We start from the raw sequence: 13,013 nt of genomic DNA on the forward strand, positions 1-13,013 counted from the left end.
AAACAAAAATAGAGAAAATTTTTATTATCTCAAATTGAGAAAATAAAAAATTGACAAATAAAAAAACTGCCTGATTATTTGCAGACAGCTTATTATTAAATATTGTATTTGTAAATGCGGAAAACTGAAGAGAAGTTGATGTTGAGACATCAAAGTGAAAAGGCTAAAAGCAAAATTGCAAAACGGTAAAAGACGAATGAAGCTACTCTCGTATACTTTCATTCAACACCTCGAATCTTACGCTCCTAACACAGTGTTTAGATTCCTACGGAAGACAAGGCGGACGTATAAGTATAGCGTGCAGTTTGTTCATTCCGAAGGAATCTACACTCAAACCCTCTTACTCTCCAACCCTCCAACTCATCAATCCCATCCTTTCACAGCACCTCCTTTGAAGATTTCCTTAGCTTTCTTTTCCACTTCCGCAGACTGGTAGGCTTTTACAAAGTTTTTTACTTTCTGGCTGTTTTTATTATCCTGTCTGGCGACTACTACATTCACATAAGGAGAATCTTTATCTTCCACAAGAATACCTTGCTTTTCCTGATCCAGACCTGCCTGTGCTGCAAAATTATTATTAATTACCCCCACAACAACATCTCTGTCATCCAGAACCCTTGGAATCTGCGCTCCTTCAATCTCCATAATTTTAAGCTGTTTCGGATTCTCTGTAATATCGGTTACTTTGGGTAGAAGTCCAACTCCGTCTTTCAATTTCAGCAGACCATTTTTCTGTAAAAGAAGTAAAGAACGTCCTCCATTGGTAGGATCATTGGGAATAACAATCGTATTGCCTGCCTGTAACTGACTGATATTCTTAATTTTTTTGGAGTAGGCAACAATAGGATACACAAATGTATTTCCTACAGGTACAAGGTTATACCCTCTCTGCTTTGACTGTTCTGTTAAATAAGGAATATGCTGAAAGGCATTGGCATCAATATCCCCGTTAGTCAGGGCTTCATTGGGAACTACATAATCGTTGAAAGGGATCAGTTCCACTTCAAGATTGTACTTATCTTTAGCTACTTTTTTAGCTACTTCAGCAATTTCCTGCTCTGGGCCATACGTGATCCCTACACGGATAAAGTTCGGATCATCCTTTCTTCCCGAACAGGCACTGAACAGCAATATTCCGGCGGCCACTAAACCAAAAATCTTTATTTTTTTCATTCTATTTTTTTATTTAAATACTATTGAAGCAAAAGAGTAAAAAATGATCTCATTCATCCCCGTATCCCGAAACTCGCACCCCGGATCTCAAACACTCCTACTCTCAAACACTCTCACCCAAAAACTACCTGTGATCAAATCTTTTTGACAATCTGTCGCCCATAAACTGGATGATGAAAACCAAAAGAACAAGCAGAATCAAAACGGTATTCATAATTACAATATCATATCCGATATATCCGTACTGGTAACCCACCTGTCCAAGTCCGCCAGCTCCTACAGCACCACCCATTGCAGAGTAACCTACTAAGGTGATCAAAGTGATGGTTGCATTATTGATTAATGAAGGAAGTGCTTCAGGAAGCAAAACTTTTCTGATAATCTGTAATGGAGAAGCTCCCAAAGCTCTTGCCGTCTCTATAAGGCCGTGTGGAACTTCGATAAGGCTGTTTTCTACAAGTCTAGCAATAAAAGGAGCAGCTCCCACACTTAACGGAACCAAAGCAGCATTCACTCCAATGGAAGTTCCTGCCAGAATCCTTGTGAAAGGAATCATCCATACAATTAAAATAATGAAGGGAATGGCACGGAAAATATTTACCAATATAGATAATCCTCTATGGTAGGCTGCATTTTCCAGCAGTTGTCCTTTTCTTGTTAAAAATAGCAGGATTCCTACCGGAAGTCCCAGCACAAATCCAAAAAATCCGGATAAAAATGTCATATAAACTGTTTCCCAGGTTCCTTTTGCCAAAAGGGCAATTACCGCATCACTAAGCATATCCTTTTACTGTATTTTGAATTTTATTTTGGTTGAAATAATAGATCGCCTGCTGGTTTTCTTCAGTCTCACCCTGAAGCTGTAAAAGTAGTTTACCGAAATTGGAATTTCCAAAATATTCTACATCTGCCTTTAACAATTTATAAGGGATTTTATATTGGCTGTCTAGTGTTGAAAGAATCTGTTCAACACTGATGTTTTCGTTAAGTTCTATTTCGACCAGCGGAAATAAACCTTCTTTTGGTTCTTTCTGCAGTCTGCTGCTGAGTTCCTGTGGCAGAGTCATGATGTCTGAATTGATGAACTGGCGGATGATCGGGTGTTCTTTATCCGAAATAATCTCGCTTAAAGTTCCTTTTGTTAATAATTTTCCTTTGTCGATCACAGCAACGTGGTTGCAGACCGATTTGATGACTTCCATTTCGTGGGTAATTAAAAGGATGGTAATTCCCAGTCTCTGATTGATATCTCTTAAAAGCTGCAGAATAGACTGTGTTGTTGCCGGATCCAGTGCGCTGGTTGCTTCATCACAAAGCAGAAGGTGAGGATCATTGGCCAGAGCCCTTGCTATCGCGACTCTCTGTTTCTGTCCTCCGGAAAGGCTTTTTGGATAATCATTGGCTTTATCTTCAAGGCCTACGATCTTCAGGAGTTCGTTTACTTTTCTGTTGATTTCGTCCTTGCTGGTATGATCCAGTTCCAGAGGAAGCGCTACATTATCAAAAACAGTTCTTGAAGAAAGAAGATTGAAATGCTGGAAGATCATTCCGATTTTTTTACGCTCCTCAGCCAGTTGTTGGGAACTGAGCTTTGTAAAATCCTTTCCATTGATAATAATTTGTCCTTCATCCGGTCTTTCCAATAGATTTACGGTACGGATCAGCGTACTTTTTCCTGCACCTGAAAAACCGATAATTCCTACGATATCTCCTTTATCTATAGTAAGACTTACCTTATCCAGTGCTTTGAAAGACTGTTTTTTCTGATGAAATGTTTTTGATATGTTTCTGATTTCTATCATTCTGATTTTATATACTTTTTAAATAGGCTGATATCTTCTGCCCGTTCTGTTTAAAAATCTCCTTACTCTTCTGATTTTGACCTTGGCCCGTTTTGAAAGTCTGAAATACTTGGTGACATTGGTTAGAAGTACTCCCAGCAATATGATGAATAAACCATACAGCTGACCTCCATTGATGCTTTGGTGGGCAACAATCCAGCCTGCAATCACGGTTACAATAGGATTGATGTAGGTATGGGTGCTTACCAAAGCAGCGGGTTTTACGGACAGAAGCCAAATGTACGACAAATAAGCGACTATCGATCCAAAGAAGATCAAAAATAGAACCCCAAACCATGCCGATAATGGAACCGCAGAAACTGAAAAATCAGTCCATTCTCTTCTGAAAAAGGCGATAATGAAAGAGGCTAATCCCGCTACGATAAGCTGTTGGGCAATATTCATAAACGTAGATTGGGAAGCCGGATTTTTCTTTGAATATAATGAACCCAATACCCAGGCAATGGAGCTTAGTCCTAATACCACAAACGCAGTAATACGCAGGTTTCCATCTGCCAATGCATGGGCATTAGAATTTACACTGCCCTTTAAAAACATAATCAGCCCTACGAAACCGATAATCAATCCTATCGGAATGAATTTATCCGAAAAATAATATTTCCAGTTTTTCTTATCGATAGCAATGAACCAAAATGGTCCTGTTGCAATAGAAATGGCCGCCTCAGAAGCCGTTACATACTGTTCTCCCCAGGCAACAAGCCCGGTTCCTCCGGTAAGAATAAGAATACCGGTTATGGCATTTTTCTTCCAGTTGATCAGAGAATTTGCTTTTTCCCCTTTAGAGAGAAGATAGGCTATCATGAGAATTCCGGCTACCAGAAATCTCAATCCGGAAAGAATGAAAGGTGGGAAACCTTTTAAGCCAAATGAAATAGCTAAAAACGTAATTCCCCATATCACATAGATGTTTGTAAACGCCAATGGAATTAACCATTTGTTTTTAGAATTGCTCATTTTTATGTTTTTAATGTTGTTGTGTTCAATGAAAAAAGGCTCTACCACGTGGTAAAGCCTTTGAAAATATATCTAAATAAAAGTAAGGTCAACCACAGTATTCTTGATGTACAGGCATACAGATATCCTTCATCATATTTTTGATGGTATGTTTCTTCATTGAATTATTTTTTAATTCTGCCTTCATTTTGTTTTATTTCCTGAATACGTTTGCAAATATAGAATATAATTTTTATTAGTCCACTAAAAAAGTAGACATTTTGAACATTAAATTATTGTTAATAGATTAATTGTTTGTAAATCAATTTTTTATATACGGTTTTGTATTGGATTTAAAGTATTAAATAGATTTATTTTATAATGTTTTGGTAAGAAAAGATCATATTTTGATTAAAACAGGCGTTATGGAAAAGGTAATATAAATTAAAATTGATGAGAATTATGTAAATGTTAAACTCCGGTAAAGAAAAAGAGGTTTTGCATTTATTAAACTAGTTAAATGCGCAGGATTTCTGTTCGCTGTAATTTAGCATCAAAATTAAAAGACATGGACAATAGAATTTTAGGTCTGCATCATATTACTGCTATTGCAGACAACGCGAAAAGAAATTTAGATTTTTATACCAAAGTTTTAGGAGTAAGACTGGTAAAGAAAACAGTAAATTTTGACGATCCGGGAACGTATCACTTTTATTTCGGAAATGAAAACGGAACCCCGGGAACCATTCTTACATTCTTTCCCTGGGAAGGAATAGGAAAAGGTACCAATGGAAGTGGAATGGCGACTCATATCGGATATTCTGTACCGAAAGGAAGCCTTGAATTCTGGAAAAACCATTTACAAAGCTTTAATGTAGCCGCAGAAGAAGGAGAAATATTCGGCGAAAAGATGATTTCTTTTAAAGATCCGGACGGCCTCCAGTTACAGCTGATAGAGCCTCTTAGTGAAGACGACAGAAAAGTATGGACAACAGATGATATCAAAGATGAAAATGCATTAAAAGGTTTCCATAATGTGACTTTAACCTTGAAAAAAGCAGATCCTACGATCAAAGTTCTGACCGATATTTTAGGATACGACTTGCAGAAACAGGAAGGTGAAAGATACAGACTTACTACTGATGCCATTGATACCGCTAATATTGTGGACATTATTGAAAACGAAACCATTCCATCCGGAAGAAATGCAGCGGGAACCAATCACCACATTGCATTCAGGGTAAAAGATGATAATGTTTTAATGGAATACCGTGAGAAAGCCTTATCCGCAGGACTAAGCATCACTCCGAAAATCAACAGAGATTATTTCTACTCACTGTATTTCCGTGAGCCGGGTGGTGTTTTGTTTGAAATAGCAACCGACAATCCTGGATTCACTGTAGATGAGCCTTTGGAAGAGTTGGGAACCCACCTTAAACTTCCTGTTCAATACGAAGGAATGCGTGAGAAAATAGAAGGAGTATTGCCGAACTTATCATAGATCATCGGTCATATTTTATAAAGATGCTAATTTTGAATAAAGATTTAAACATCCGGAATATAAACTTATTTTAAGTAATTGTAACAGGACGCTTCATCGAATCAACTTGTTGATTCCATACTTAAGTCAACTTAAAATATGAAGGATTATTATTAAATCTTCGCGTTAAAAAAAGCACGATTTAATACCAAAAAAATAAAAAATGGAAAGAACAGAAATAGTTTTAGAAGGAAGAAAAGGAGAGATTCAGCTTTTCTCAGACGATCATAAAGCAGGTAAAATGGACATATCAGTTATAGGAAAAAAGCTGACTGTTTACCATACCGAAGTAAATCCGGAATATGAAGGAAAAGGTTTTGCCAAAATCTTACTGGAAAGACTGGTTTCCTATGCAAGAGAAAATGATTTAAAGATTCTGCCGCTGTGTCCGTATGTTCATGCTCAGTTCAAACGTCATCCGGAAGAATATAATGATGTCTGGCTGAAGGAAGAACTGTAGGGAGTTTGAGAGTCGGGTTTCGGGATGCGGGTTTTCGAGTTTGAGTGTCTGAGGGGAAGAGGGTTTGAGAGTGTCTTGAGCTAAAAACAGAAGATGAATAAAGTTATTCCCGAACTTATCAACTCGAATCCCGAACCCCGAAAATCTTGCATCCCATTAAATAACCAATTAACAATTTTATCATAATGAAACTTATCACAGGACTGCATCACGTAACGGCAATTACCGGCAATGCACAGGAAAATATAGATTTTTATACCGGAGTTTTGGGGCTTCGTTTAGTCAAAAAAACAGTCAATTTTGATTATTCAGATGTTTATCATTTTTATTTCGGTGACGAGTACGGAACACCTGGAACGATTATGACTACTTTTCCCTATGGTAAAGATCTGATCAATGGCAGACATGGAAAAGGAATGCTTAACACCACTGCTTTTTCAGTTTCTATAGATGCCCTGGATTATTGGATGAACCGTCTGGAACAGTTTAATATTCCCTTCAAACAGCCGCAGCAAAGATTTTCTGATGAAGTTTTCATTTATCTTGAAGATTTTGACGGACTGGGATTGGAATTGGTTTTTAATGATAAAGACGAAAGAAAAGGTTATTATAATGGTTATATTCCAAAATATTATGCCATCAAAGGGATTCATCATGTGGAAATCTGGCAGGATGCTTATGAAAGAACAGCAGCACTTCTGACCACCCAGATGGATCATAAAGTGATCAAAGAAAGCCCTGACCGATTGAGACTGGGAACAGAAAATATGCCGGGGAAATATGTAGATCTGCTTTCTACCCCAAATGCTTTAAAAGGTTTAGCAGGAAGAGGTACCGTTCATCATGTGGCTTTTGCTACTCCCGACGCAGAGTCCCAGCTGGAAATGGTAAAGAGACTCAACACATACGGATTGGAGCATACCGAAGTGAAAGACAGAAAATATTTTACTTCCGTATATTTTAAAGAACCGGGAGGCGTTTTGTTTGAAATAGCAACTTCAGGCCCAGGGTTCGACGTGGATGAAGAAGCTGCATTTTTAGGTGAAGATCTGCAATTGCCGCTACAGTTTGAAAAAAGAAGAGAACGTTTGAAAGAAGTTCTTCCCAAAATCGATTATCCAACAGAAAAATTCAGATAGAAATAATGAGTCATACTTTAAATATAAAAACAGCAGGAATACCCTTAAATCAGGCGGAAAAAGCTTTGATCATGATTCACGGACGCGGAGGAAGTGCTCAGGATATTCTGAGTTTATCCCAGCATTTGAATGTAAAAGACTATGCACTTCTAGCCCCACAGGCTTTGAATCACAGCTGGTATCCTTTTTCATTTATAGCTCCGGTGGAACAAAACGAACCGTGGTTATCATCAGCTCTTGAAATGGTTGAAGAAACGGTAAAAGCGGTTGTCAATTCAGGAATAAAACCTGAAAATATATACTTTTTCGGATTTTCCCAGGGAGCCTGTCTTACCCTTGAATTTTTAGCCCGTAATGCTCAGAAGTTCGGTGGAGCGGCAGCTATTATTGGTGGCGTGATTGGAGATAAAATCAACCGTGAAAATTATAAAGGTGATTTTGCAGGGACTCCGGTTTTCCTGGGAACCAGCAATCCTGATTTTCATGTTCCGGTAGAAAGAGTATATGCTACAGCTAATATTTTTAGAGAAATGAATGCGGAGGTAACAGAAAAAGTATATGCCAATTTTGGACATTCTATTAACGAAGAAGAAATTGAAATAGCGAATTCAGTTATATTTAAATAGTTTAACCACAAAAGTCACAAAAGATTTGATAAGTAAATATCGAGCGCTTAAAAAGAACACTTAAGTTTTATAAAAATCTTTGATTTTTCTCTCATGTGATCTTTATATTGTATATTATTAAACTTTACAAACATTTTAAAACAAAAACTTTGTGACTTTTGTGGTTATTACATTTTTAAGTAACCTAGTGAAGTGGAGATTCCTACGGAATGGCAAAGTATGAGGATTAACTATCCATACAGATTGTCACTCCGTAGGAGTCTCAATAAATAAATTAACATTCAATAGCGGTGGGCTTTAGCCCGCCTTTAAAAAAATAAATTTACCACTGGCTTTAGCCCAAACATAAATGATCAGAATCTGAAATCTAACTTCAAAAACATGCACGAACAATTACTTTTAATATTAGGACTTTTATTACTTGTTATGCTGCTGGTCATGCTGGCACAACGGATCAAAATTGCCTATCCTATCTTTCTGGTACTTGCCGGATTGGGGATCAGCCTTATTCCCGGAGTCCCTGTTTTAAAGCTGGATCCGGAGATTATATTTCTGATTTTCTTACCACCTCTTTTATACGAAGCAGCCTGGTACACTTCATGGAATGATTTCTGGAAATGGAAACGTCCTATCAGCTTGTTGGCATTTGGTTTGGTATTTCTTACATCTTTGGTTGTTGCTTACACTTCACAAATGCTGATTCCGGGATTTACGCTGGCTTTAGGCTTTTTATTGGGAGGAATTGTTTCGCCACCGGATGCAGTAGCAGCCACAACAGTTTTAAAAGGATTAAAAGTACCGAAACGTACCCTCGCTATACTGGAAGGAGAAAGTCTGATTAATGATGCCTCTTCACTGATCGTTTTCAGGTTTGCTCTGGCCGCTGTAATGACGGGTGCTTTCTCAATGCATGAAGCTACAGGACAGTTTTTTCTGGTAGCAGGAATGGGAATTGTCGTAGGAATTGCCGGAGCACATATTTTTTATGCCATTCACCGTTTTTTACCTACAACACCTGCTATTGATGCGGCACTTACCGTAATGACGCCATATATTTTATTTCTTTCTGCAGAACATTTTCATTTTTCGGGAGTGATGGCTGTCGTGAGCGGAGGGTTGTTTATGTCTTTCCGTGCTCATGAGATTTTCAAAACCGGAACTACGAGAATCAATATGACAGGAGTCTGGAACACCCTGATTTTTGTGATGAATGCTTTGGTTTTTGTATTAATAGGTCTTGAACTTCCTGATATAATCAATGGATTGGGTGAAATTTCAGTAATGGAAGGTATCAAATATGGTTTGGTTATAAGTTTGATTGTCATTGTGGTACGTCTTTTATGGATCTATCCCGTAGCTCATCTTCCAAGATGGTTCAGTGAAAAAGCCCGTCGTGATCCGAGTCCGGGATGGAAAAACCCCTTGATTATAGGATGGGCAGGAATGAGAGGAGTGGTCTCACTGGCAACAGCACTGTCCATTCCGGTTATGATGAATTCGCAGGCTGAATTTCCTATGAGAAATCTGATCATTTTTATCACATTTGTCGTCATTTTTGTGACATTAGTGTTTCAGGGACTTACCCTGCCCTTGATCATTAAATTAACCAAAATAGGGGAGATCGATCATATTTTGCCTTCTCAGGAACAGCAGGCCGGGATTCAGATGAGACTGGATAAGCTTGCTGTACATAGGCTTGATAACGAATACAATGAGGTGTTGAACAGCAATAGTCTCCTTGAAAATCTTAAAAATACGCTGGAAAGTGATATCAAACTTCACCAGAATCATCTCAATTCTATTGAAATGTGTACCAACAGGCAAAACGATATGGCCGAATATCATAAAGTGATGATGGATATATTTGCCTTACAGAGAAAAGAACTCTTTAAAATGAAACGCGAAAAACTTTTCAGTGATGACGAGATTCGAAAAGCAGAATCACAACTGGATCTGAATGAATTAAAAATTACAGGAAATAAACATTTGTAGCGGGTTTCGGGTTTGAGGGTAAGAGAGTGGGTGCGAGGTTTCGAGGTTTTGGATACGAGTGGGAGAGTATGAGGATGGGTGCGTTTGAAATTATAAGAGTGTAAATTATTACAGACAGAATGAACAAACTAAGCCCTTTATCTATTTTACACTATATCATTCCGCAGAAATCCAAATCGTCATTTTACCCTTCAAGTAAACAATATAAACATTAAACTCTGAACCTTGAACTTTAAACTTTAAACATTGAACAACATGAAAACATTACATTTTTTAGTGATTGGAAAGAACCAGGAAATTCTGGATACTTTAAAAAGAATTATCGAAAATAATGAGGGCTGGACAGCAGAGATACAAAATGATGAAAATTTCTGCTATGAATACATAAAGGAAAATACGGTGGACATTGTCCTTTTAAGCTCCGGCTTAGAAGATGATTTTGAGAAAGATATAAAAATATTTTGTGCCGGTTTGGATAAGGATGTTAAAGTAATCGATCATTATGGAGGAGGAAGTGGACTTTTAAAGAACGAAGTTTACAGTCTTTTTCCTAATTTGCAGGGGTAAACTCTGCATTATGTTCGAAAACATCATCAAAAATATTACGCGATTTATTTCAATCACTCCCGAAGAAGAAAAAACTTTTACAGACCTGCTTGTCTGTCAGTCGTTTCCTAAAAAAACAGTTTTACTGAGAGAAGGAGAGATTTGCCAGTTTGAAGGGTATATTCATAAAGGATGTGTGAGAATGTATTGTTTGGATGATAATGGTTCCGAAGTAACGTTACTGTTTGCCATCGAAGATTGGTGGATCAGTGATATTGCATCATTTCATGAACAGAAGCCTTCTAAGGTTTTTATCGAAACACTGGAAGACTCGGAAATCTATATGTTGAATACTACAACAAAAGAAAAACTGCTGCAGGAAGTTCCCAAATTTGAAAGAGTTTTCAGAATGCTGGTTCAGAGGAACCTGGCAACCCTGCAAAGCCGACTGGTGAATACCATTTCCAAAACCGCATCAGACAGATATATTGAGTTCATCAAAGTATATCCTTCAATTCCGCAAAGAGTAGCACAATACTACATTGCTTCTTACCTTGGGGTTTCAAAAGAATTTGTAAGCACCATTAGGAAGCGTCTTGCTTCAAAGGAGAAATAAATCTTAGTTTTTTATACTTGCAGATTGCAGAGATTTGCATGGGTTTTATAGGTGTGAATATTTCTGTGAAATTATAGTCACCCATTTTATCGGAGATAAAATCCTTGCGCCTTAAAAATATTTAGCTTAAAAAACAACTCGCGTCTTTGCGTTTTCCAATTATTTTTTTGCTTATCATTCCTACAGAGGTTCCTAAGGAATGACACAGTTGAAATAACGGTCTTACCCACACAGTTTGTCATTCCGTAGAATCTAAATAGAGTTATTCTTTAAAATATTATATCAAATTAAATAGTTCCTAAGAGTAAAAAGACTTTTACACTTTACAAAAAATAACAATCCATTATAGTTATACTGCCGAATAAAAAAGTATCCGGCATTTTTTTTTTGCTTCAAAGTCATTTATTAAACTAGTTAAATGTGCAGGGTTTCCGGTCTCTCTAAATTTGTCCTATCAAACAAGAACAAATAACAATCTGATATGGACAGAAAAGATTTTTTAAAGAAAGGATTATTGGGAACAGGAATGTTTGTAGCATCAGCTTCTTTGGCAAGCGCTATGAAAAATGATATCGATGAGATCGAACCACTAGAACCGATCGGATACAATCATCTTCCCAATACAGAATCAAAAATAAAAGAAAACTCTGTGATCCACAGAGCTGATACAAGAGGGAAGGCAGATCACGGATGGCTGTTGAGTCAGCACACTTTCAGTTTTGCCAATTATTATAATCCTGAAAGAATGCACTTTGGAGTATTGAGAGTCCTGAATGATGATAAAGTGGAAGCAGGAAGAGGTTTCGGAACCCACCCTCACGACAATATGGAAATCATCAGTATTCCTTTGGAAGGTGATCTTGAACACAAAGACAGCATGGGAAATACAGCGGTGATCAGAAGCGGAGATATTCAGGTCATGAGTGCAGGAACAGGAATTATGCACAGCGAATTCAACAAAAACAGTGATAAACTTGTAAAATTCCTTCAGATCTGGATTTATCCGAAAAAAAGAAATGTGACGCCGAGATATGATCAGATTACATTAGATAAAACCAAAGGTCATAATCAATTTCAACAGATTCTTTCCCCCAATGCAGATGACGAAGGTGTATGGATCCATCAGGACGCATGGTTTCATCTGGGAACTTTTGAGGAGAATAAAGAAACACAGTATCAAATCAGAAAAAAAGGAAACGGAGTCTATGCTTTTATTTTGAAGGGAAGCGCAGAAATAGGCGGTGAGATTATAGAAGAACGAGATGGATTCGGAGTCTGGGATATTCAGGAAATTACGATCAAAACCCTTCAGGAAGGTACAGAAATCCTTTTAATGGACGTACCGATGACACTTTAAAAATTAAACAAAAATAACAACTCTTAAATTTTAAATTATTATGAAAAAATTAATCCTATCATTTGCAGCTGGTTTATTATCATTAACTGCATCAGCTCAAAACCCTGGAAAATCATTATTAAATCCTACCAATCACGCCGTAGTACTCATCGACCACGAAGGTCAAATGGCTTTTGCAACCAAAAGCATCAGCATGGAAGAGTTAAGAAACAATGTGGCACTGGTAGCAGGTGGATCAAAAATATTCAATGTTCCTACAGTAGTAACGACGGTGGCAGAAAAGTCATTCAGCGGACCTGTTTTCCCGGAAATTTCAGAAGTATATCCGCAAGCAACCAGTGGATATGTAGACAGAACTACCATGAATACATGGGAAGACGTTAATGCCCATAAAGCCATTACAGGAAAAAATAAAAAGAAACTGGTTTTCGCAGGATTATGGACAAGTGTATGTATCGTAGGACCTGTATTATCAGCGATTGACGAAGGTTACGATGTATATGTAGTAACAGATGCTTCTGGGGATATTTCTAAAGAAGCGCACGATCAGTCAATCACCCGTATGGTTCAGGCAGGAGCACATCCTATCACTTCTGTTCAGTATGTATTGGAACTGCAGAGAGACTGGGCTAGAAAAGAAACATACAAACCGGTTAATGATCTGATGAAAAAACATGGTGGAGCTTATGGTATAGGAATTCAGTATGCTCAGGAAATGTTAAAACACTAATGGGACTGTTTCGGCAGGCTTTCAGCCTGCCGAAACCTT

Annotated in this window: 13 protein-coding genes; 9 read left to right on the forward strand and 4 right to left on the reverse strand. The window is 37.6% G+C overall.

Annotated features, from left to right (window positions below; genetic code table 11):
• Positions 1-363: 363 nt before the first annotated feature.
• The 4 genes from metQ to AB1278_RS07975 all read right to left on the reverse strand — a co-directional run bounded on the left by metQ (position 364) and on the right by AB1278_RS07975 (position 3,989).
• A complete protein-coding gene (metQ, locus tag AB1278_RS07960; RefSeq protein WP_429813555.1) occupies positions 364-1,173 on the reverse strand; it encodes a methionine ABC transporter substrate-binding lipoprotein MetQ in 810 nt (269 codons plus the stop codon).
• A gap of 124 nt (positions 1,174-1,297) precedes the next feature.
• Positions 1,298-1,954, reverse strand: coding sequence for a methionine ABC transporter permease MetI (gene metI / locus AB1278_RS07965; RefSeq protein WP_110010601.1), 657 nt, complete (start codon positions 1,952-1,954; stop codon positions 1,298-1,300).
• On the reverse strand, positions 1,947-2,975 hold the full coding sequence (locus AB1278_RS07970; RefSeq protein WP_429813558.1) for a methionine ABC transporter ATP-binding protein: 1,029 nt from the start codon (positions 2,973-2,975) through the stop codon (positions 1,947-1,949). The genes metI and AB1278_RS07970 overlap by 8 nt, the downstream gene beginning before the upstream one ends.
• An 18-nt stretch (positions 2,976-2,993) precedes the next feature.
• Positions 2,994-3,989 (reverse strand): EamA family transporter, encoded by a 996-nt coding sequence (locus AB1278_RS07975; RefSeq protein WP_429813561.1) that lies wholly within the window; start codon positions 3,987-3,989, stop codon positions 2,994-2,996.
• Positions 3,990-4,536: 547 nt separating this feature from the next.
• On the opposite strand from AB1278_RS07975, the gene AB1278_RS07980 reads away from it, so the two are divergent.
• The 9 genes from AB1278_RS07980 (at position 4,537) to AB1278_RS08020 (ending at position 12,974) form a co-directional block, all read left to right on the forward strand.
• Positions 4,537-5,469, forward strand: coding sequence for a ring-cleaving dioxygenase (locus AB1278_RS07980; RefSeq protein WP_429813564.1), 933 nt, complete (start codon positions 4,537-4,539; stop codon positions 5,467-5,469).
• A 202-nt stretch (positions 5,470-5,671) separates the two neighbouring features.
• Positions 5,672-5,968 (forward strand): GNAT family N-acetyltransferase, encoded by a 297-nt coding sequence (locus tag AB1278_RS07985; protein WP_047433770.1) that lies wholly within the window; start codon positions 5,672-5,674, stop codon positions 5,966-5,968.
• A gap of 185 nt (positions 5,969-6,153) precedes the next feature.
• Positions 6,154-7,107: a VOC family protein gene (locus tag AB1278_RS07990; RefSeq protein ID WP_202839198.1), complete on the forward strand. Its 954-nt coding sequence runs from the start codon at positions 6,154-6,156 to the stop codon at positions 7,105-7,107.
• A gap of 5 nt (positions 7,108-7,112) precedes the next feature.
• Positions 7,113-7,733 (forward strand): alpha/beta hydrolase, encoded by a 621-nt coding sequence (locus AB1278_RS07995; protein WP_429813567.1) that lies wholly within the window; start codon positions 7,113-7,115, stop codon positions 7,731-7,733.
• Positions 7,734-8,114: 381 nt separating this feature from the next.
• Positions 8,115-9,725: a Na+/H+ antiporter gene (locus AB1278_RS08000; protein ID WP_429813570.1), complete on the forward strand. Its 1,611-nt coding sequence runs from the start codon at positions 8,115-8,117 to the stop codon at positions 9,723-9,725.
• A 255-nt stretch (positions 9,726-9,980) separates the two neighbouring features.
• On the forward strand, positions 9,981-10,292 hold the full coding sequence (locus tag AB1278_RS08005) for a hypothetical protein (protein WP_202839204.1): 312 nt from the start codon (positions 9,981-9,983) through the stop codon (positions 10,290-10,292).
• Positions 10,293-10,302: 10 nt separating this feature from the next.
• A complete protein-coding gene (locus tag AB1278_RS08010; RefSeq protein WP_280210145.1) occupies positions 10,303-10,887 on the forward strand; it encodes a Crp/Fnr family transcriptional regulator in 585 nt (194 codons plus the stop codon).
• A gap of 481 nt (positions 10,888-11,368) precedes the next feature.
• On the forward strand, positions 11,369-12,244 hold the full coding sequence (locus tag AB1278_RS08015) for a pirin family protein (RefSeq protein WP_123279665.1): 876 nt from the start codon (positions 11,369-11,371) through the stop codon (positions 12,242-12,244).
• Between the two features lie 40 nt (positions 12,245-12,284).
• On the forward strand, positions 12,285-12,974 hold the full coding sequence (locus AB1278_RS08020) for a hydrolase (protein ID WP_110010611.1): 690 nt from the start codon (positions 12,285-12,287) through the stop codon (positions 12,972-12,974).
• Positions 12,975-13,013: the final 39 nt, after the last annotated feature.

Source organism: Chryseobacterium sp. NRRL B-14798, from assembly GCF_050470705.1.
Classification (GTDB): Bacteria; Bacteroidota; Bacteroidia; order Flavobacteriales; family Weeksellaceae; genus Chryseobacterium; species Chryseobacterium cupriresistens.